The 19,324-nt window shown below is 71.3% G+C and carries 26 protein-coding genes and 1 pseudogene; 9 read left to right on the top strand and 18 right to left on the bottom strand.

The genetic code is table 11. The features are described 5' to 3' along the window. A pseudogene (locus tag NON19_RS28435) lies at nt 1-457 on the bottom strand (zinc ribbon domain-containing protein); the annotation flags it as partial. Next, nucleotides 454-1,257, bottom strand: a complete 804-nt coding sequence (locus NON19_RS28430) for a hypothetical protein (protein ID WP_255931988.1) — start codon at nt 1,255-1,257, stop codon at nt 454-456. The pseudogene NON19_RS28435 and the gene NON19_RS28430, both read right to left, overlap by 4 nt. A gap of 230 nt (nt 1,258-1,487) precedes the next feature. On the opposite strand from NON19_RS28430, the gene NON19_RS28425 reads away from it, so the two are divergent. Continuing rightward, nucleotides 1,488-1,994, top strand: a complete 507-nt coding sequence (locus tag NON19_RS28425) for a hypothetical protein (protein ID WP_255931987.1) — start codon at nt 1,488-1,490, stop codon at nt 1,992-1,994. A gap of 108 nt (nt 1,995-2,102) precedes the next feature. Here the strand turns inward: NON19_RS28425 and NON19_RS28420 are convergent, their stop codons facing one another. Continuing rightward, nucleotides 2,103-3,197, bottom strand: coding sequence for a site-specific integrase (locus NON19_RS28420; protein ID WP_255931986.1), 1,095 nt, complete (start codon nt 3,195-3,197; stop codon nt 2,103-2,105). A 225-nt stretch (nt 3,198-3,422) separates the two neighbouring features. On the opposite strand from NON19_RS28420, the gene NON19_RS28415 reads away from it, so the two are divergent. Next, nucleotides 3,423-3,701 (top strand): hypothetical protein, encoded by a 279-nt coding sequence (locus tag NON19_RS28415; RefSeq protein WP_255931985.1) that lies wholly within the window; start codon nt 3,423-3,425, stop codon nt 3,699-3,701. A gap of 273 nt (nt 3,702-3,974) precedes the next feature. Here the strand turns inward: NON19_RS28415 and NON19_RS28410 are convergent, their stop codons facing one another. Together NON19_RS28410 and NON19_RS28405 are read right to left on the bottom strand one after the other, a co-directional pair. After that, nucleotides 3,975-4,247 carry a hypothetical protein gene (locus NON19_RS28410; protein ID WP_255931984.1) on the bottom strand — a complete coding sequence of 91 codons (273 nt, stop codon included), beginning with the start codon at nt 4,245-4,247 and terminating at the stop codon, nt 3,975-3,977. Between the two features lie 135 nt (nt 4,248-4,382). Next, nucleotides 4,383-5,042 carry a hypothetical protein gene (locus NON19_RS28405; RefSeq protein WP_255931983.1) on the bottom strand — a complete coding sequence of 220 codons (660 nt, stop codon included), beginning with the start codon at nt 5,040-5,042 and terminating at the stop codon, nt 4,383-4,385. 139 nt (nt 5,043-5,181) lie between these two features. Here NON19_RS28405 and NON19_RS28400 point away from each other — a divergent pair, with 139 nt between their 5' ends. From NON19_RS28400 to NON19_RS28380, 5 genes are all read left to right on the top strand, one after another. Next, nucleotides 5,182-6,105, top strand: coding sequence for a hypothetical protein (locus NON19_RS28400; protein WP_255931982.1), 924 nt, complete (start codon nt 5,182-5,184; stop codon nt 6,103-6,105). Nucleotides 6,106-6,226: 121 nt separating this feature from the next. After that, entirely contained in the window at nt 6,227-6,859 is a 633-nt protein-coding gene (locus NON19_RS28395) for a hypothetical protein (protein WP_255931981.1), read from the top strand. A 181-nt stretch (nt 6,860-7,040) separates the two neighbouring features. Further along, nucleotides 7,041-8,654 (top strand): 3'-5' exonuclease, encoded by a 1,614-nt coding sequence (locus NON19_RS33540; RefSeq protein ID WP_308213753.1) that lies wholly within the window; start codon nt 7,041-7,043, stop codon nt 8,652-8,654. Beyond that, on the top strand, nt 8,654-8,926 hold the full coding sequence (locus tag NON19_RS28385) for a hypothetical protein (RefSeq protein WP_255931980.1): 273 nt from the start codon (nt 8,654-8,656) through the stop codon (nt 8,924-8,926). Before NON19_RS33540 ends, NON19_RS28385 begins: the two co-directional genes overlap by 1 nt. A gap of 93 nt (nt 8,927-9,019) precedes the next feature. Continuing rightward, nucleotides 9,020-9,157, top strand: a complete 138-nt coding sequence (locus tag NON19_RS28380; protein ID WP_255931979.1) for a hypothetical protein — start codon at nt 9,020-9,022, stop codon at nt 9,155-9,157. Between the two features lie 320 nt (nt 9,158-9,477). On the opposite strand, the gene NON19_RS28375 is transcribed toward NON19_RS28380, so the two are convergent. From NON19_RS28375 to NON19_RS28315, 13 genes are all read right to left on the bottom strand, one after another. Further along, nucleotides 9,478-9,762 (bottom strand): hypothetical protein, encoded by a 285-nt coding sequence (locus NON19_RS28375; protein ID WP_255931978.1) that lies wholly within the window; start codon nt 9,760-9,762, stop codon nt 9,478-9,480. A gap of 10 nt (nt 9,763-9,772) precedes the next feature. After that, the gene (locus tag NON19_RS28370) at nt 9,773-11,128 is read right to left on the bottom strand and encodes a hypothetical protein (RefSeq protein WP_255931991.1); all 1,356 of its coding nucleotides are present in this window, start codon (nt 11,126-11,128) and stop codon (nt 9,773-9,775) included. Between the two features lie 179 nt (nt 11,129-11,307). Then, nucleotides 11,308-11,862 carry a hypothetical protein gene (locus NON19_RS28365; protein WP_255931977.1) on the bottom strand — a complete coding sequence of 185 codons (555 nt, stop codon included), beginning with the start codon at nt 11,860-11,862 and terminating at the stop codon, nt 11,308-11,310. Next, nucleotides 11,859-12,242: a hypothetical protein gene (locus NON19_RS28360; RefSeq protein WP_255931976.1), complete on the bottom strand. Its 384-nt coding sequence runs from the start codon at nt 12,240-12,242 to the stop codon at nt 11,859-11,861. Before NON19_RS28360 ends, NON19_RS28365 begins: the two co-directional genes overlap by 4 nt. Beyond that, nucleotides 12,239-12,535, bottom strand: coding sequence for a hypothetical protein (locus NON19_RS28355; RefSeq protein WP_255931975.1), 297 nt, complete (start codon nt 12,533-12,535; stop codon nt 12,239-12,241). Before NON19_RS28355 ends, NON19_RS28360 begins: the two co-directional genes overlap by 4 nt. 26 nt (nt 12,536-12,561) lie before the next feature. Continuing rightward, nucleotides 12,562-13,326 carry a hypothetical protein gene (locus tag NON19_RS28350; protein WP_255931974.1) on the bottom strand — a complete coding sequence of 255 codons (765 nt, stop codon included), beginning with the start codon at nt 13,324-13,326 and terminating at the stop codon, nt 12,562-12,564. Beyond that, nucleotides 13,323-14,405, bottom strand: coding sequence for a DnaB-like helicase N-terminal domain-containing protein (locus NON19_RS28345; protein WP_255931973.1), 1,083 nt, complete (start codon nt 14,403-14,405; stop codon nt 13,323-13,325). Before NON19_RS28345 ends, NON19_RS28350 begins: the two co-directional genes overlap by 4 nt. Beyond that, entirely contained in the window at nt 14,402-14,956 is a 555-nt protein-coding gene (locus NON19_RS28340) for a DUF1643 domain-containing protein (RefSeq protein ID WP_255931972.1), read from the bottom strand. Before NON19_RS28340 ends, NON19_RS28345 begins: the two co-directional genes overlap by 4 nt. Further along, the gene (locus tag NON19_RS33535) at nt 14,953-15,783 is read right to left on the bottom strand and encodes a DUF4326 domain-containing protein (protein ID WP_308213752.1); all 831 of its coding nucleotides are present in this window, start codon (nt 15,781-15,783) and stop codon (nt 14,953-14,955) included. The genes NON19_RS28340 and NON19_RS33535 overlap by 4 nt, the downstream gene beginning before the upstream one ends. Continuing rightward, nucleotides 15,780-16,088 carry a hypothetical protein gene (locus NON19_RS28330; RefSeq protein WP_255931971.1) on the bottom strand — a complete coding sequence of 103 codons (309 nt, stop codon included), beginning with the start codon at nt 16,086-16,088 and terminating at the stop codon, nt 15,780-15,782. Before NON19_RS28330 ends, NON19_RS33535 begins: the two co-directional genes overlap by 4 nt. Next, a complete protein-coding gene (locus tag NON19_RS28325) occupies nt 16,088-16,369 on the bottom strand; it encodes a hypothetical protein (protein ID WP_255931970.1) in 282 nt (93 codons plus the stop codon). The genes NON19_RS28330 and NON19_RS28325 overlap by 1 nt, the downstream gene beginning before the upstream one ends. Next, on the bottom strand, nt 16,366-16,653 hold the full coding sequence (locus NON19_RS28320) for a hypothetical protein (protein ID WP_255931969.1): 288 nt from the start codon (nt 16,651-16,653) through the stop codon (nt 16,366-16,368). The genes NON19_RS28325 and NON19_RS28320 overlap by 4 nt, the downstream gene beginning before the upstream one ends. Before the next feature lie 215 nt (nt 16,654-16,868). Then, a complete protein-coding gene (locus NON19_RS28315) occupies nt 16,869-17,189 on the bottom strand; it encodes a hypothetical protein (protein WP_255931968.1) in 321 nt (106 codons plus the stop codon). Nucleotides 17,190-17,510: 321 nt separating this feature from the next. On the opposite strand from NON19_RS28315, the gene NON19_RS28310 reads away from it, so the two are divergent. Then, the gene (locus NON19_RS28310) at nt 17,511-17,693 is read left to right on the top strand and encodes a hypothetical protein (protein ID WP_255931967.1); all 183 of its coding nucleotides are present in this window, start codon (nt 17,511-17,513) and stop codon (nt 17,691-17,693) included. Beyond that, nucleotides 17,690-19,300 carry a DUF2637 domain-containing protein gene (locus NON19_RS28305; RefSeq protein WP_255931966.1) on the top strand — a complete coding sequence of 537 codons (1,611 nt, stop codon included), beginning with the start codon at nt 17,690-17,692 and terminating at the stop codon, nt 19,298-19,300. The genes NON19_RS28310 and NON19_RS28305 overlap by 4 nt, the downstream gene beginning before the upstream one ends. Nucleotides 19,301-19,324: the final 24 nt, after the last annotated feature.

The raw sequence follows: 19,324 nt of genomic DNA, 5'->3' as shown, positions 1-19,324 counted from the left end.
CGGCGGGGGCCTGGTCGACGATGCGGTCCTTGCGTGGGTCCCAGCCGGTGCAGTGCTCGCGAACCTGGCCGTCCTTGCCGCGCACGGTGATCTGCCACGTCGGCCACTGCTCGCGGGGGCCGCGGTCGATAGCGAGGACCTCGTACTCGCTGTCGGCGTACCCGTGGTCGTACCTGCCCCCGACCCGGCGGGGGCCCACCTGGAGGGCGACGAACTCCTCGTACGTCATCTCGAAGCCCTCGTCGCGGTCGCCGAGGACCTCGCCGGGGATGGTGTTGTCGCACTCCTGGCACTGGCTCCACGCGTCGGAGTTGACGGTGCCGCAGCTGGCGCACGTCCAGGACGGGCGCTGGCAGTCGTGGCAGGCGTCGTAGTGCGGAGGGTTGTCCGCGCCGCACGGGCAACCCCACGCGCGGCGGGCGCGCTTGGCTGCGGCGAGGTCGTCGAGGTAGGTCACGAGGAAGTCTCCTTGTCGGTGTCGTCGTTCGGGCTGGTCATGGCGTCCCAGGGGACGCCGTGGCCGGGGGTAGCGCGCAGGGCCTGGGCGCGGGCCCGGTCCTTGGCGATCCACTCCGTGACCTCGGGCGGGGCGTCGCCCTCGCGGGCGAGCCGCTCCAGCAGGTCGGCGTGGAAGTCGGCGGCGTCGGCCTGCTTGTGCGGGTCGGGGACCATCTGGTCCTTGAGCAGCCGGGCGGTGTACTTGCCGGTGATGATCAGTGCGGAGGTGGTGGTGTGCCGCTCCAGGTGGGCGCTGACCGGCTGGTCGCGGCGGGCCCACGCGTCGTACGGGGCGGTGTGGTCGCGCAGCCAGCTATCGAGGTGCCCGGCGGCGGCCTCGGGGTCGCTGGCCGGGTAGGGGATGCGGGGGTCCTCGGCGGTGCCGTTCAGGCGGACGGTCTCGGGCTCGTCGAGCGGCGCGCGCCACTGCTCGACCTGGTCGGCGAACCGCTTGTGGGCGGACTGGCGGGTGATGGACCCCAGTGCCTCGCCGATGTCGTCCCAGGACGTGCCGCGCTCGCGCTCGTAGACGACGGCCCAGCGCAGGACGTCCTCGGCGTAGCGGGCCAGGCGCCGGGCGTTCTCGACAAACTCGCCGGGCTGCGCGTAGGAGTCGGCGCCGGGCGAGATGCCGCCGAGCGCGGACCCGGCGGTCTCTTGGTAAGCGTGGGAGAGCATCAGGCGGGCGAGCCCGGTCTCGGTGTACGGGTGCGGGGGGTCGTGCCGTCCCGCCGGCGGCGGGGTTGTCTCGTCGGTCATGTTGTCAGCTTAGAGCTGACAAACTCACTTTGTCAGTCTGAAGCTGACAAACGCGTTGAGGTCGGCCGGATCCACCCGTGCAGGTGACCGGAACCGGTCCGGCTCAGGACAACGCCACCAGCAGCCGGCCAGCGCTGGCACGCGGGCAGCGGTGGCGCGTCGTCGCCGGGCTGGAAGGGGAGTTGGCCGGATCGGGGCTGGGTGTCGGTGCCCCTGGCTACCGTCGTCCTATGGCGCTGGACGACGCGATCGGCAAGGCGAGACAGGAACGGGACCGCCAGGAAGAACAGGCGCGGCTCAAGGAGAAGTGGGAGGCAGAGGCGCAGCAGCGGGTGCGGAAGCTGGGGGCGGAAGCGCTCGCCCGGCTCGCGCCGTACTGCCGGGAGACCTTGCACTTCTACCGCTCGGTTCGCGGGCCGCAGAACCGCACCACCTACCAGCCGGCCGGGTCGTGGTGGTGCTGGCGCATCAGGGACCTGGAAGGCGGGTCGGTCATCAATCCCCGGGTCATGCTGCTCGTTGCGGACCGGGACAGGAAGACGGTGCACTTCGCCGCGGTGACCCTGGACCAGCCCAGGACCGACAAGGGCCAGTACCTGACGACGATGGCCGCTGACCCGGTCGGGCCGGTCCACTACTCCAAGCAGCACCCGATGGCGTTCTTCGGCCCGGAGTGGGTCAACTACCTGGAGCAGGACGTGGCCGACGCCATCGTCCGCTACGAACGCGAGGGCTAACCGCCCAAGCAGACGACACCTTCAAACCGAAGGCGCCCCTGACCTCGACGTCCCGGAAGGCCTCCGGGGTCGCGCAGGTCAGGGGCGCCTGGGAATCGCAGGGGCGTCTTACAGCACCTTCACCAGGGCGTTCTCCTCCCAGCCGTCGCCCTCCTCGAAATACCCCTCCATGGCTGCGGAGTTCTCGACCCATCCGCCCTGCTTGGCGATGACCTTGCGGTCGTTGCCGGCGCGCTTGGAGCTGGTGGCCAGTCCGCGCCGGGGGGAGTGCCCGGTGGGCCGGAAGGACAGCTCGGCCCACTTGCCCAGCCGGGTGATGACGTCGCCGATGGTCTCGGGGTCGAGTCCGCCGTCCATGACGGTGTGCCAGCGGGGGTGCAGCGGCTTGTACGCGAAGTCGTCCGGGTCGGTCAGGTTGGCCTCCGCCTTCCAGACCCGCCACGCGCGCACCGGGCAGCTGCTCGGCCGGGAGCCGAAGGGCACCTTCACCCTGCGGGGCTTGATCTTCGACACCCGGACGTCGACCTCCATGCCGTGCTCGGTCTCGACGAAGTCGCGCACCCGCAGGAAGGCGACCTCATGCTCGCGTCCGGCGATGGCGAAGCAGGTCAGCCCGATGGAGCGGTCGCGGATGCCCAGCCGGGTGTCGGGTGCTGCGACCACGGTGGCGCGCAGGTGCTCGGCGAGCAGGGCGGGCGCCGGTCCCCGGCCCCGGGTCTCCTTGGTCTTCTCCATCTCCTTCACCTTGGCCTTGAGCACGCGGCGGGCGCGGGCGGCCACGGTCTTGTCGAGGACCAGGCGGTGGTCGGTGCGGCCGGTGACGACCACGCCGGACAGGCGGCGGTCGATGGTCGAGGGCGCGGTGTAGGTGCCCTTCTTCCAACCGGGCTGCCACCACAGCCACTCGACGAACGCGGTCAGCGAGCCGGGCGTGATGGCGGTGACGGGCAGTTCGAGCAGCGCACAGAACTGCTCCCACTGCCTCCAGTCGGCGGCGTAGGAGTCGGTGGTGTTGTCCGGGCGGAGGTTCTTTTCGTGCTGCGCGCTGCGCTCCTCCAGCTCCTGGAGCTTGGCGAGCACGTCAGGGGTGAACGCCGCGGCGGTGGTCGCCGCGGTGGTGCCCGCCGGACCGGCCGACGCCGGCAGCACCAGCGAGGGGGTCACGACGTGGCGAACGTCCGTGCTCGTCTCGGTCTGCTCCATGATGGCCCGTCACGCCCCTTTGTTCGTACTGCTATTTGTAGCGTCTTTGTCCCGCATATGTGAGGTTATCCGGGACTTACGAGGTGGCGGGGCACGCGGGGCCGGACACCCCGGCCGGGGCGCAGTGGCGCACATCACACGCTCTGTCCCGAGATTCTTTGCCGGATCGGGCCCGCGAATCGCGCCTAGGACCGCAAGGATTCCCGCAACCCACAAGGACCCGTCATGTCGATGCCATCGCACCTGAACCAGCTCCGCCCGCACCTGGACCGCCCGCGGTTCTGCGACCCGCGGCTAGATCGGGTCTTTCGCGGCCTGGCGCCCGCCGAGGAGGCCGTGGCCCTGGTGTGGGCCGACGGCGGCACCAGCTGGGAGGGTGCCGCCCTCGACACCGGCCTGCCCGCGGCCTACGGAGAGCGGGTCCGGCGCAAGCTCAAGCGGCTCGGCGAACGCTGCACCGCCCGCACTGTGGCGGCTGCCGTCACCGCGGGGAGGGACTGGTGAACGCCGGTGCGCTGCCGGGCGTCATGGCCGAGGGAGCTTGGGCGGTGACGGCGTTATGCACCGCCGTGCTGATCCTCGGTGTCGTCGCTTTGCTGCGCGCGCCGCGCGACAAGGCGGCGGAGGTGCTGTCCGCCCTCGCGCAGATCGTCGCCGCGATCCGTCGAACGCCCCCCGGAGAGCGGGCTACTCGCAGGAACTCCCGGCCCCGGAGCGGGCAGAGGACTACGTCGGGAGGCTGAAACTGCGGAAGTCTCACCCGGGTCTGCGGCCGGGTCAGGGCTCCTCGGGCCCGGCCGCCTCGTCCTGGACGGCGCCCATGGCCTCCAGTCGGGTCTTGGTCGCCGCGATGCATTCCGCCGTCGACAGGCGGATGCCGAACATCTTTCTCGCGGTCTTCCGGACGTCGGCCATCGTGAACTCGGCCTCGTGGGACGAGCCGTCGGTGGGGGTGTGTGACTGGATGACCGCGTTGGCCGCGATGAGGGCCTTACGCGCCCGGTCGGCGTCCAGACCGGCCTTCCTCAGCTTCCGGCGGAACAGGTCCATGGCCTCCCCTTCCTCGTTTGTCGCTGCGATCCGGTCACCGTAGCGGCGGGGTCCGACATCGGGTGGCCGTTGATGGCCGGGCCTGGGCGTGCGGGAGGCCCGCACCGTGGTGCGGGCCTCGACGGTGAGCTGCTGTCAGCGGTTGTTGAAGTACGTCACCAGGCCGCCGGCCACCCAGCCGCGTTCGCGTCCCTGGCGGAACTCTTCCAGCCGGGCCTGCGGCGTGTACTTGGCTGCGGGTGTCCCGGGCGGGGTGCGGACGCCCAGTTGCGGGCCGTACAGGCACAGCACGTGTCCGTGGTGGAGGGCGGCGGAGACCCATGCGGGGTCGAGCGGGACGCGGATGCGGGAGTACACCCCGCCGTGGGGCGGGCGGAGTTCGAGCTGGTCGTCGGGCAGACGGTGCAGTTCCCAGCCGGGCGCTGTACGGATGTCGGCGAATCCGCGGGGGAAGCGGCGAAAGCCCAGGGCGATGGTGCCTTCGACTTGTCCTTCCTTCGGCGGCTGGCCTGGTAGCCGCGTCATCATGGCGCGCTCGGGCTCGAAGAGGGCGGCGGGCATCTGCCCGCTCTCGCCCGGCGCCGTGGTGATCGCGCCTGTGGTGACGTCCACTCCGGTGGCCAGCTCCCCCAGTTGGAGCGCGGGGTCGTCCCAGAACATGATGCGCCCGTGGTCGTCGACGTGCTCGGCCATCCGGTTCGCCTCCGCGAAGATGGCCGCTTCGTCCACGGGCTGATTGTCGATGTGCAACCGTCCGCGCTCGCGGCGCGGCTTGTTGGCCTTGAACCTGCCCACGGGAGTTTCCCCCTCCTCTGTGTACGGGTGCCCGGCGGCGGCAGCATCGGCATGACTCTTGCGCCGCCGGGCTGGTCCAGTCTCGCTGACCGCACCGACATCCGGGGCTGGCGCGGTCAACCGTCGATAGCATCGACGCGTGTCGTCGCCGCAGTTCTCCTCGATCACCGCGCTGGACAGGCTCCTCGACGACCTGGACGTCGGCGAGGCCCGGCGGCGCCAGCTGGGCATGGTCCGCGGCGAGTTGCGGCGGGCGCTGCACCAAGGTGCCCTGCCCGTCGCCGCGCGGGGCAGCCTGCGGCGGCTCCTCGATGAAGAGTCCCTCGCCCCGTACGTGCGGCTCGCCGAGTCCGGTGCCCTGCGGACCCGGCTGGTGAAGGGGGAGCGTCCGCGGACCTCGGAGGCGACCAACGAGATCCGCCGGCAGTGCGTGGATGTGCTGCGCGACGCGCTCGGCCTGCCCGTGTTGCAGCTCGGCGGCGGCGCGCTGGCGCTGCAGCCCACCCCGCGGTTCGGCGACCTCGCGGCCCTGCGCCGCCAGCTCGACCAGGACCTCGGCGGCCACATGTCCCCGGGGCAGATCCGGCTGACGGCCGTGCTCGCCCTGGTCCTCGACGCCGCCCCGCGCTCCGGCGAACTGGTCGAGCAGCGCCTGGCTCACCTCGCCGACGGCAACGCCGCGGTGTACGTCGAGCGGCGCCCCCAGCGCGGCGGCGGCCACCCGGACGGCGAGGGCGACTGGGTCGAACTGTCGACGCTGAGCCGGGCCGCGCTGGAGCGGTGGCTGCCGCTGCGCGCTCAGCTGGCCCAACGTGCCCACGGCACCAGCCGGTTGTGGGTCTCCCTGTGGCACAACCACGACGGCAACCCGGAGAAAGAGGGCGCCACGCTGCACCGGCCCCCGGGGATGCCGTTGGAGGAGAACGGGCTGATCACCAGCTACCGCCGGGGCCGCGGCCGGTACGGGCTCGCCGGCCTGCTGCCGCCGAAGCTGGAGCAGCTGCGCCGCGCGGTCATCACCGAGACCCCGCCGGTCACCGTCGAGGCGGCCGAACCCGTCTGAGTCCCTCCTTGTCCTTGTTGCTGCCTCGACCTGGTCTTTCCGACGGACGCCGGCCGCAGGGCTTGTTATTAGCTCGCGGGGCGCCTTGCGACCGAAGTTAACGACGTCGTTTACTTGCTTCATGGCGAAGAAGCGCATCACCTTGCAGCTCTCGGTGCAGCAGGCGGGCCGTCTGCGGTTGCTGATAAAGCGGCATCGGGAAGCCGAGACACTGTTCGTCAGGGAATTGGTGGAACACAGGTCGGAAAGCTTGGCGGAACCGGTCGGCTCGGTGGCCCGGGAGCGGGCCATTGCACGGCTGCGCCGGCAGGCCCGGATAGAGGCGGCACAGGTGCGGCCCACCCGGTGGCCTGCTCTGGACGTGCTGATGGGGCAGGCACTGGAGGCGCGGCTGCAGCTGCCGGACACGGCCGGTCCGTGGCTGCCGCTGAGCCGGTCCGAACTGACCCGGCTGTCGCTGTCGGGGCGGTGGCCGGCCTGCCTCTCCGGGTGCAAACACGGTACTGCGGAAAGGGCGTTCACCCTCGACGAGGACCTGGTGCTGAAGCTGCGCACCGCAGCCTGGCGCATCTCTGAGCCGGTCCTGAAGGAACTGGAGGAGAAGAACCTGATCGGCCCGCAGCGGGACCTGAGCGAAGCGGCGCGCGCCGAGCGCGAACGGCTCGCTGAGCTGCTGTATCCGTCGAGCCGGATCGCCCGGGAGGCCGTCGAGGACCATTGGCCCATCCCCCAGGAGGAGGCACCCGCGGCGTGACGCCGGAGGTGAAATTTAACGACGTCGTTTACTTTCATCCGGCTTCGCGCGCGCGGAAATAGCGGCCTTCCCGGTTTTCTTCATTCACATGTGGAAACCGGGTGATGTCGTTTATTCTGCCCCGTGCTGTGGTATTCAATTGCGGTACAGGAATTCGGTTCGGAAAGGAGATGGGCGGGCTGTGGGGAAGCAGAAGGGGTTCGGCCCGGTGCAGCTGGCCGACTACGCGGGCCTGGCGCGCTGGCAGGTCGATCGGGGGATGGTGAAGGGCCTGGTCCCGAAGCCGGGGCTGCCGTCGGGGCGATGGTCGGATGAGCAGGCCAACGACATCGCCGCGCGGCGGGGGCAGATCGTCGAGGTCCTCGGCGACCGGCAAGGCTACGGGGCCAAGCGCACTGCCGAGCTCCTGCGGGAGGCCACCGGGCTGGAGCTGTGGTCGGCGGATGTCGAGCAGCTCGCCGCGCGCGGCCTCATCGAGGAGACGGGGGAGTGGAAGGACTACACGCTGTACGACCCTCGGGTGGCCGCTGAGCCCTCGGCGGAGGTCGCCGAAGCGCTGCGCGAGATCGTCGAGCAGCGGCTGGCCTGGTATCAGTCGAGCGCCACTCGGGAGGCGGCGGCCGGCCGCTGCGGCATGAGTGAGTTGGAGTTCGAGAACGCGGCCCGCGCGGCGGGCCTGAAGCCGGGCCAGTTCGGGCGGTGGCCGCTGGACGGCATCGAGCGGTTGGCCGGGGTCAAGGAACCGGACGTGGCTGCCGCGCGGATGCTGGGCCCGGACGAAGCGGCCGACCACATGGGCGTCAGGCGCCGGGAGTTCGACTACGTCGTCGCGGCTGGCTGGATCTCCCCCGTCTCCCAGATCAAGCGCACGGTGTGGTCCGGCGAGCGCCGCGGCTACCACAAGACGGTCGACGTGCCGCTGTACCGGGCGGGTGACCTGGACGCGGTGCTGCGGATCGAGGACGTCGACTGGGACACGGTCCGCACGCTCAAGCCTCGTCAGCCCTCTCCGCTGCGGAAGTTCGTGTCGCAGGCTCCCAAGCGTGCTGAGGCGGTCCACGCGTTCGTCGAGAGGCTGCGCGCCGACCACGGCCTGGTGGTCTGGAGCCGGTACGCCAACCTGTCGAACCGGTGGTTCATCAACTGGGTGCCGCGCGAGGACGGCACGCCAGCGGTCGAGGACGTGACGGCGTTGGTCGCTGCCGACCCGGGCCTGGCGCCGTACGCCGGTACGGTGCGGCTGCTCGACTCGGTGGGCGAGACGGTGCACTGGGCCCGGCGGATGCTGCAGCCCGGCGGCGGGGTCTTGATCGATACGGAGACGCACGCCCTGTGGGGCAGGGTCATGGAGGTCGCGGCGATCGATTGCGCGACCGGGGAAGTCCTGTTGGAGACGCTCGTGAACCCGCAGTCCCCGGTGACCGACGGGGCTTTCGACGTGCACGGGATCAGTGACGAGATGGTCGCGGACGCGCCGACCTGGGACCAGGTACTCCCGGACCTGCTGCGCGTCACGGCCGGGCGGACACCGCTCGCGTACAACGCGGACTACGACTGGGAGGTCATCGTCAAGGACTCCCGGCGGGTGGGTCTCTCCGCCGAGCACCTGGCCAAGCGCAAGGGCTGGGGCTGCGTGATGGAAGAGCGCTCCAGCTGGGAGGACTGTTACGACTTCCTGCCCCTGGGAGGCGGTCACCGGGCCCTGGGCGACGTGCAGTGCGCCCTCGACGTGCTGAGGGACCTGGCGACGGCACCGCCGTGGGCGCGGGCCCGTTCGCAGAAGGTGAGCGCCTGATGCCACAGATCCGTCTCCTGGGCTCGGACCCTGACGATGTGCAGCGCACGGCCGACGCGGTCGTACGGGCGCTGAAGGCGTGGCCCGAGACGAGGGTCGGGGACGTGTCCGCCCCGGTGCCGAACCGGCGTGGCTCCGGATGCCGCATCTATATCGAGGTCCTGGCCGATGTCGTCGACCGGGTCGAGGTCACCGTCGAGCGTGACGACCAGCCGCGACCGGTCCAGCGGCGGGCGCTTGCGGCCGGGCGCGGGCGTCGGCTGGGCCGGTGAGCGCCGCATTCGCGGTCGATTTTTAGGAAGTCGTGCTGGTCAGCCTGCTGGTGGGGTGGGGGCCAGTACGCCACGTTCACGGAGCTGAGCGAGGTGCTCCAGATCGCCGGGGCGGTACAGCGGCAACGGAACATCCTCGGCAGTGGGCAGGTGGCGGGCAGCGTGCTGGGGGCCGGTGGGGGCCTGGGGACCGTGGCCGAGTGGTCGGCGCGGGGTGCTCATGGCGGCTGATCGTACGGATTCCCATTCCAGGGCGGGGAGTTGGGGCGGCGAGCGGCAGGGCCGACACTACGCTGACGCACGTCCAGCGCTGGATGTCCGGGGAGGGGCCAATGTACGAGCGTCGGCTTGCACGCGCCGTGGAGAAGGGGATCCGCAACGCGGAGAGAAAGAGGAACAGTCCCTTACACCGCTTCACACAGCGCATGACTCGCTACGTTCTTAGGGCCTGGATTTTCGGGATGATCCTCCTTGCCCTGCTCTTCGGGATGTCCGAAGCGTTCTCCGGACGGCATTGAACCGGCCTGGTGGGGGGCACAGGCCAGCGGGGGCTATCCAGCGAGTTGGTCAGCGGCGTGGTCGAGGGCCGTGGCGTCGTCGAGCGCCACGGTGTACCGGGCGGCGCGTGCAGCTGACCAGTGCACGCGGCGGTAGGCGAACAGGCTGGTCAACGTGATGAACCGGTAGCTGCGGTGGACGTCGTCCTCAAGGTGCCCGGCGGTGGCGAGGCGGACGACAGCGCACGGGCTGATGCCGAGCATGGAGGCGGCCAGCGGCACGGGTACGGTCAGCTCCTCCCAGCTGCCGTCCCATTGCTGGTCGGTCTCGTCGTTCATGATCCCCCTCTCACGGTCTGGTCGGCGTGTGCTGCAGGTCCTGCAGCCGCCGCTGAGCGGTCGATAGGTGCCGTGGATCGAGCGCGGGCAGCTGTCGTAAGAGGTTGACCAGTTCGGGGCCGCAGGCGCGGGCCTCGGTGGGGTCGGTGACTTGTGTCCAGCAGTAGTGCGCGGACGTCGCCGCGTTGAGGACTTCGGGGACGTCTGGGGCCTGATGGGCGAGCCGGGTGCGGGCGGCGGCGATCCACAACTGGGTGGCGTAGGCCCACCGGCCGGCCATGCGGGCGAGATCGGCGCGAATCTCGGCCCACTGGGTGGCCTGGGGAGAGTCGGCCCCGAACTGCTGCAGTGCGTACTGTTCCCAGGCTGCGGCCATCTCGGCGGCTTCGTTGTGCCGTCCCGCCTGTGCCGTCTGCCAGATGATCGGCCTTGGGTCCTGCGGGTGCGGGATGACGGGCTGCGGTGCGTACGTCGGCTGCTGTGGCTGCGGTGCGGGCGAGGCGGGCTGACGGGGCGCTGGGGTCTGCGGCGGGGCGGGGGAGGTTTCTGGGTGTGGGCCCCGTGTGGGCTGGGGCGTGGTCGGCTGTGGCGCGGGAGGCGCCGGCTGACGAGGTGGCGGCGGCTGGCGCCACGTTTCTTCCGGCTGCTCGACGGGGGAGGGTGGCAACTGGTCGGGGTTTAGGGCGCGTTGGGTGAGCCGACGGCGGTTGGGGAGAACGTCGAGGTCTCCGGCGAGTAGGCGCTGCAGGTTGCTCACTGGCCGGGGAGCTGGCTCGTCATGCGGCCGGGACGTTGCGATCTGCGCGGCGGCGGGCAGGACGAGGGTGCCGGGCGGGAGGTCGGCGGCGGCGACAGCCAGCGCGTGGACTCGGGCGTGGGCGAGGCGCTGCGGGTACTGGCGCAAGACGTCAATGACGCTGCGGGTGTAGGCGCTGACGCTGTCGGTGCCGGGCCAGCCGGGCGGAGCGACGATGCCGTACACCTCGGCCGGACCGGCGGGCAGCGTGCCGTAGGTCTGGAGTTGGGGCCAGGCGGCTTTGTCGGCGGCGAGGTCGACCAGCACGGTGGTGGTTCCTGCGGGGCGGTAGCGCAACTCTGTTGTGAGCCATTGCCATGGCAGCGCTGTGTAACGGGCGGTGGATGCCTTGGTGCCGACCAGCGCGAGGTAGAGCTGATGGCTGCGGCTGTCCACCGTGAGGCGTCCGGAGAGGTAGACCAGCAGCGGGCCTGGGGTCGCGGCGGCCGTCCGCAGCCGCATCAGCACGGCGTTTTGGTCGCGCATGCCGTCGAGGTACGTCGTGTCGCTGGGCACGTCGCTGTTCAGCAGCACTGGTACCGGGACGATGGACAGGGCTGCGAGATTCATGCTGGGGGCTATCTGCACGGTGCGTCGTCGGGCTGCCACGTCCCCGGCGATGAGCAGTACGTGACCGCGCTCGTCATACCGATTGGCCGGTTTTAGCCCGTTGACCTGCATAGATGCACCGTACTCACATGCATGTGGCCCCGGGATACCCCCGGGGCCACAGATTTCACAGAAGTGATTCAGATGTCGATGTCGAGGTCGCCGCCTGCGGCCTCGATCTCGGGTGCGGTGGTGGCCTGGTAGACCTCGGCGACGGTGTTCTCGCCCCAGGTGCCGGCGGTCTCGATCCGGTCGGCCAGCTCGACGCCGATGTCCTGCAGAATCTGCGTGCTCCGCGCCGAGACGAACGCGGTGAAGTGCTGTTCCTTCTCCGGGTCGTTGCTGAACGGGTCCCATCCGCCCTGCTCGACGGGGTGCTGGTGCCAGTATTCGGTCATCGCGTGCTGGCGGGCCGCGTCCTGGGCCTGCTCGACGGGGCTGGATGGCTCGACTGGCCGGGCGGGGATTTCCCCGGCGGCCTCGGCGGCGGTCACGATCATCTCGTCCCACTGGCACGCGGCGTATTCGGGGTCTTCGGCGGAGTCCGCGATGTACTGCTCGCGCTGCTGGCTACCGTAACCGGCCGCGTCCAGGGTGCGGTCGTAGTCGGTCATCTGCTGTTCGAACGTCGGCTCGGTGGGCGCGGGCGGGGCGCTGTTCCACGGGTCGACGGTGCGCTGGGGGTCGTTGTTCACAGGTCGATCTCCTGTTCCTTCTCGGCGTCCTGGTCGACGTCTGATTGCGGCTGGTGGGGTGGTGTCGGCTCGTAGTGCCGGGGGTGGGTGGCGTGGTCCAGGGCGCGGTCGGCGAATCCGTGGGGGCCAGCGCCCCGGTGTTCGTGGGCGGCGGCCTTGATGTCGCTCGCGCTCAGTGCATGGGCGCCGAGCAGGTGTTTGGCGTGCTGCGCGTGCAGCTCGTACGCCACGACGGCGCTGCGGTTGATCTGTTCACCCCTGTCAGTGGCCTGCTGCAGCGCGGCGGCCTGTTGGTCGAGGCTGGCGAGGACGGGCAGTACGGCGGCGGTGGCGCGCTGCCGTTCCTCGTCGGCCGGGTCGCTCTGGGCGTGCTCGGTCACAGCTCGAACTCCTCGTCGTCGTAGTCGACTTCGGCGGCCTGTTCCCGCTGGGGCGGCCAGAGCTGGCCGGCGGGTCCGTGCACGGTGACGCGGTCGGGCTGTACCTCGGCCTGGACGTGGCCGCGGTAGACCACGGCGCCGCCGGGCAGGAACTGCAGCGCGGGGTGCTGGCGGGGGTCTTCGCTCGGGCGGACCGCGTCCCGCTCGGTGAGCGGGGCCGGGTCGACGGTGCGGCCGTCGATCGCCAGTCCCCGCTCGGAGACCTCGACCACGTGCCCTTGCCAGTGCCGCACGAGCCGTCCTTGGGGCTGAGTCGGTTTCACCGCCACTGTTCCTCGCGCTCGGCGGCCGTCAGCTCTCGCGGGGCGTCGTGGCCAGCGGCCTGCAGCAGGGCCGCGACGTTCAGCTCCTCGCCGGGGGCGAGGGTGCGCTGCTCGCGGGCGAGCAGGGCGTCACGGGTGCGCGCATCGGATGCGGCGACGATGGCCCGTACCCGCTCGGTCTCGGCAGCGCGCAGGGAGTGGGCGGTCTCGACGGCGGCGGCGGCCCTGGTCGCGGTGTCGCGCCATTGGTGGTAGCCGCGGACGTGCTCCATTTCGACGGCGCGCTCGTGCTGGGCGCGGTCACGCCGGTCGGACCGCCAGTGCGGAGCGCACAGCGCGTAGGCGGCGGCGACGTTGGCCAGCCACATCAAGACGGCCACGGGCCAGTGCGGGGTCCACGCGGCCACTCCGACCGTGGCGCACGTGCCAGCGGCGGCGAACGCGGTGCCCATCACCGCCTTGTCGCCGTGCTGCTTGGCGGCGGCGATGATCCCGGCGCCTCCGGCCAGCGTGGTGAGCGTGCCCATGAGCCACAGCGGTTCGGTGGAGTTGGCGGGCAGCTGCTGGTGCCAGGTGGTCGCCAGGGCGGCGGCGATGGTGGGGAGCAGGCCCGGGGCGATCCGCCCGGCGTGGTCCCACAGCCAGCGCCAGCCGGTGCGCGGCACGGGCAGCGGCGCGACGGCCGGGGCGGTCGGCGTGGTGACCTGCTGCTGGGTGGCGGCGAGGTACAGGGCGGGGTCGAACCGCTCAGGGGTGTTCACAGGTCCATCTCCATCTCGGGTGCGGCGGTGGCGGGTTGGGTGGCTGGCTCGGCTGGGGCGGGCTCCTGGTCGGCGGGTGCCAGTTCGCGCTCGGCCTGGCGGATGCGCTCGCGGTCGGCGGCAACGGGCTGCAGCGCGTGGTCGGAGTGGCCGACCAGTGAGGCCGGGGCGAGCGCGGGATGGCGGGCGAGGTTGCGCAGCTGGTGGCCTGCTCCGTCGAGCCGGTCGAGTGCGGCGGTCGCCAGGACTTGCTCGCCGGTGTGCACGGCGGTGCCCGGCGTCCCGCCGCGGTCGAGTTCGTCCAGGACCTGCTCGCTGGGCTGTGCGCCGCTCTGGCGCTGGGCCTGCCAGGCGACGGTCAGCGGGTCGATGGGCGCGTGCCGCTCGTGCAGCGTCGCCATCGCCTGGTACACCGCAGCCAGTTGGGGATCGGCGAAGTCGCCGCGTTGCAGCCAGCGGACCTCGTCGAGTTGGGCGGGCTGGTAGAGCAGGGAGGCGACGGTCTCCGCCTCGGCCCGCAGGTCGACCCGGGACCGCTCGGTGCGCGGGGCGAGGGTGACCGGCTGCTCGGGCGCGGTGTCCAGCAGGTTGCGCACGGTCTCCGGGGCGGCCTGCCAGGCGGCGCCCAAAGCGGCCAGCCGCTGGCCGGTGCCCTCAACGCGGGCCAGCGCCTGCGCGGCCTGGTCGACCTCGGCCTCCCGGGCGGTCTGCCGCAGCTCCTCCCCGGCCCGCTCGACGGAGCGGTGGACCGCGGCCTCCAACACCATCCCGCCGTACAACGGCGCACTGCCCGGGGTCGGGCAGGCGTTGGCCAGCTGGGCGAGCCGGGCTGGACTCAGGCAAGCGCGCAGTCCAGGCTCCGCGATCTGCTCCGCAATGGCCGCGCTGACCGTGGCCGGTATCTGGGAGCTGGGCACCGTGGTGAAGTCGATGGCGTGCAGCACCTGCCACAGGGCTTGGTGGTCCGCTCGGGAGAACACCGCCGACGGGAGCCACCGACGCATCGACGGCAGCGCCGCCGGGTTGAACAGGGCGGCGCCCAGCAGCGCCTCCTCGACCTTGCGCGTTAAGCGGCTCACTGCCTCACCCCCTGCGGCTCGTAGGGCAGCAGCGGCGCGGATTTGGCGAGGTAGAGCGGGTGGCGCGGGTATCCGGCCTGGGTCACGCCGAGCGCGTACAAGCGGGCGCCGTGCCCGCGCAGCAGGGCCAGCACCTCGTCGGCCCGCCGCAGCGATCCCCACGTGCCCCACCCGACGGTGATCTCCCGAGCGGCCTCGGCGAGCAGCGCGAGCAGCGCGTCGTTGTGCTCGCCGACCGGCTCCGGGCAGCTGGGCAGCCCGGTCGGGTGGGTGCACCGCACGGCGAACAGGTTCGCCAGCACCAGCCCGCCATGGCCCTCTCGCCGGGCGAACCCGGCCAGCCTGCGCACGGTCGGGTCGTCCTGGTGCGCGGTGGCCATCGACGGGTTAAGCAGCACGAACACGGCGTGCGAACCGGCCGGGTCCCAGGTGCGGGTGAGCGCGTAGCGGTGGACGGCTTCGGGGCCGAACACCGCAGTGCCGGCCGTTCCCTGCTGGTGCGTCAGGCCGCAGGCTGCGGCCCAGCTCGCGATCTGCTCGGTCAGCGTCACGACGCCACCCCCGTGGAGTCGGCCAACTCGGCAAGCACCCGGGCATGGCACGGCTCGCCCTCGGCGCACCAGCAGCCCAGCGCTTGGCCCTTGAGCTTGGGCAGCTCGCGCTCCAGCAGCTGCCGGTGCTCCTCCAGCCAGACCCGGTACTTGGCGACGCACTCCTCGGCCGTGCCGTGACGACCGACCCGGTACGGGTTGGCCAACGGGTGGCCGTGCAGGCGCCAGCCGCCCTGGTACATCGGGCGGCCGACGTAGACCACGGCGTCGATCGCCGGGTCGTCGCGGCGGCCCTTGAGGCACACCACCGTGGTCCGGCCCGGCTGCTGTGCGGCCTCGGTGGCGCACTGCGGGCAGTCGTACAGCGCCCGGCACTGGCGGTCGGCGAGCCACACCGCGACGTACAGCGGCCGGGTGCGCTGCAGCCGGTACGGGGCCGGGGCGCGCAGGTGCGTCTCCGGCCCCGGGGCAAACGGTCCATGCTCGGCGTCCCGGGTGGCCTCGCGCAGTTCACGGCAGCGGGCGTGCTGCCCGTCGCGGCACAGCGCGCACGGCATCTGGCAGCGGCAGCGCGGTTCCCAGTTCTGGTCCGGGTCGCCCCAGGTGTGCTCGTTGGCGAGGTGGTAGTCGGCGATGACGTGCTCGATCACCCACGCGGCCTCGCTGGGGCTCATCACCAGCGGGGCAACCGGAGCCGCCGGCCGGGCCGGGCCCGCCATCACGGCGGGCTCCGGCACGGCGACCGACTCCGGGGCCGCGACGAACAGGCCCAGCTGCTCGCCGGTGGCCATGTTCTCGGGGTCGCAGACGATCCGGCGGGGAGTCATCGGCCGACCCCCGCCCACCAGTTGCCCACCAGCTCGGCGGCGGTGTCCTCGTCGATGGCGAGGGCGACGGCGATCTCGGCGGTGCTGCGGCCCGCGGCGCTCATCTCGCCCGCCTGCCGCGTCCACTCCTTCAACCGCTGGGCGGGCGGAACGTAGGTGCTGCCCGGCTCAACGTCCAACTGGGGCTCGGGGTCCTCGGCGAGCAGGCCGAGCACGAGCAGCAGGTCGCGGGCATCGGCGGCGTCCTTGGCCAACGCGGTGACCTTCTTGGCGAGGTCGCGATCGACGGTGAGGTGGACGCTCATCAGCCCATCGCCCCTGCGATGGAGCGCCACGCGCCGGTCAGCAGCAAGACGATGACGACGGCGGTGATGATCGCGCCCCGTCCGGTGGCGGTGATGACCTTGCCCAGGTGCAGCTGCAGCCGCAGCTTCCAGGCGATGCCGACCACGGTCCCGGTGTAGGTGATCAGGGCGGCGCCGATGATGTCGCCGAGTCCAGCGCCGGAGTGCAGGGCGATCACGGCGACCAGCACGGCCAGCAGCGTGGCGAGCCATGCCACTTTGTGTTCGCGGGTGATGGTCATCGGGCGACCGCCTGACGGGGCGCGGGCACGGGCAGCTCGATGCGGACGGCCTTGACCGCTTCGACGCATGCCTGCATCCGCGGTACGGCGGTCTCCGGGTGGGCGCCGTACTCGTAGGCGAGGGCGGCCAGCGCGGTCTTCGCCGCGAACGGCCCGAGGGCTTCGGATGTCTTGTGGATCAGGGCCAGGGCAGCGTCCGGGTCCGTCGCGAACGCGGCGACGGGGGCGTGGGAGACGAACAGGAGAGCGGCCAGCAACTCGCTGACCTTCGAGGTGGAACGCACAGCAGCCTCCACAAAGGAGAAGAAGAGAAGGGGGTGCGCGCTCCGAGCGGGGTATCCCTCAACCGCCCGGAGCGGCAGATGTGCAGGTCAGCGGCCGGTGCTCTGAGACCCGGCGGACTCACGCTGGGCCTGGGCACGTTGGGCGGCCTCGGCAGCTTCCTGGGCGCGGCGCAGGGCGTCAGCGGCGGCGGGGTCCTGGATGCACGCCACAGCGGTCACCCGGCCAGCAGGGCGAGGTGGCGCGCGTGCGGGCCGCGGGCGGGCTCGGCGGGCGCGGACTGCCGGCCGTCACGCTCGTGGGGCTCCGGGCGGACCGGCAGCGGGGGCCGGTCGACCTCGCCCCGCGTGAGGCAGTGGCAGGAGACGGTGCCGGCCTTGGTGACCACGGTCTGGAAGTCGCGGCAGTCACGGCAGCGCGGGCCGATCAGACCGGAGACGGCGAGCCGGGGGCCGACGATCAGCGCCAGCGCGGGCATCCCCTCGGGCGACAAGCGCAGTGCGGCCTTGTCGTCCACCTTGATTTCAGTGGCGGGCATGAGGCTGAGAGACTGGTTCACGGATATCCCTCCAAGTCAGGGGTGTCCCAACCCGGGAGGCGTTCGCTGCGCCTGTCCGGGGTGAAGGCCGGGGCGGGCAAGCCCCGGTCGGAGAGGGCCGGGCGGGCAAGCCCGGCCCTCTCGCACTTCCATTAACCTCCCCCTGAGCCAGCTTGTCAACATTCCTGGAATCACGATTCCTTGAATGTTGGCAAGCATGGATGTTGGCAGTACAGTTGACGGGCAAGCAAGGAAGCCATGAAGCCAACGGAAGGGCCTAGGGTGCTCGGAACACTGGAACCACCCACAACAGGAGCCAAAGTGCCGAAGCAGTCGCAGCCTCAGACCCCCGAAGAAGAGGGCGAGGAGCGCGTCAACTTCTCCGCGCGAGTGCGGGTTTCCGTCCGCAGGCGCGCCCGGCTCTACGCGGCCGAGCACGACGTCAACCTGCAGGACTTGGTGGACGCGGCTTTGGACGACTACCTCACACGCCACAACGCGTGACGAGCCAAGAACACGACACAGATTGGGAGTTGACCTACATGCTCCACGCCCAGGGAACGGCTACCGGCCCGCCCGGGTCAGCAGCCGAACCCGCCACCGGGCAGCCCCAGGAGCGGCAGCCATGGGAACGGCTCAAGGACAAGGGAGCGGCCCGCACGCTCGTCGGTGTCATCGTCGCGGGCACCGTCGTGATCGCCTCCATCGGCTTCGCTGGTTCCTACGCGGCGGTGCGTGACCTGGCCCTGCACAAGGGGTTCGGCTGGTTCGCCAATGTTTTCCCCATCGGTATCGACGCTGGGATCGTGGTCCTGCTCGCGCTGGACCTGCTGCTGACCTGGTTTCGCATCCCGTTCCCCCTGCTGCGCCAGACGGCATGGCTGCTGACCGCGGCCACCATTGCTTTCAACGGGGCGAGCGCCTGGCCAGACCCGCTCGGCGTCGGCATGCACGCCGTCATTCCGGTGCTGTTCGTCGTCTCCGTCGAGGCGGCCCGGCACGCGATCGGGCGGACCGCCGACATCACCGCCGACAAGCACATGGAAGGCGTGCGCATCACGCGCTGGCTGCTGGCGCCGGTCCCGACGTTCCTGCTGTGGCGGCGGATGAAGCTGTGGGAGCTGCGCTCCTACGACCAGGTCATCAAGCTGGAGCAGGAGCGGCTCGTCTATCAGGCGCGTCTACGGTCGCGATTTGGGCGGGGCTGGCGGCGTAAGGCCCCGGTCGAGTCCCTGATGCCGCTGCGCCTCGCGCGGTACGGAGTGCCGCTGGCGGAGACTGGCCCGGCCGGGCTGGCGGCTGCGGGAATCGAGTTCGACCTGCAGGTGATGCGCGAACTGCCCACAGGCAGCGAGGACAACGACCGCGGGGACGTTGTCGACCTGGTCGAGGACGAGCCGGACGACACCCCGGTACCGGAACACCAGGAGATCGAGCCGGTTACGACTCCCGAACCTGATCCCGCCCCTGCGGCGGTGTACGGCGGCTACGAGCAGCCGGAAGCAGTAGTCCCGCCTGCCGAGCCGATGTTCGCCGAGCAGGTCGAACAGCAGCTGCACGCCTACGGCTACGGGAACGGCCAAGGGCAGCAGGACGTCGAGCGGTACGCGGCGCCCGCGCCGTACAGCACGACCGAGCAGACGGCCGCGCCCGTCGTGCCGGTCGAGGTGCCGGAAGCCCAACAGCCCGATGTCGAGGCGCAATTCGCCCAGTACGGCCACGACGTCGGCGAGCACGACACGTTCCCCAACACCGAGCAGCTGGCTGCGGCGGGCGCCTCGCCAGCGGCCCCGGCCCGCAGCACGCGCCCCAACCGGGTGCAGGCCAAGGTCGAGGACGACCAGAGCGCGGCTGCGCCCGCGCGCTCCGGCCGGGGCGATGCCCAGGAAAAGCGCAGGAGGTTGCGGGAGCTGATGGCCACGATGCGGCCGGAGGAGTTGGAGCCGCTGGTGTCCCGGCGGGCCGTGGCCCGTGTGCTCGCGCCGCAGTTGGGGCTTAAGGAGGACGCGGTGCGCGGTCATCTGAAGGTCATCGCCGAAGAAGACGCACAGGCCGTGTCACAGCAACTGCCCGGCCAGCGCGCGGATGAGCTGTCGGACGCCGAGCGGTGACCGCGAAATCTTGTCCACAGGGGT

This window comes from Streptantibioticus rubrisoli (assembly GCF_024436055.1).
Classification (GTDB): Bacteria; Actinomycetota; Actinomycetes; order Streptomycetales; family Streptomycetaceae; genus Streptantibioticus_A; species Streptantibioticus_A rubrisoli.
Note: the sequence above shows the minus strand (reverse complement) of the source record. Positions and strands in the feature narration are given on the sequence as shown.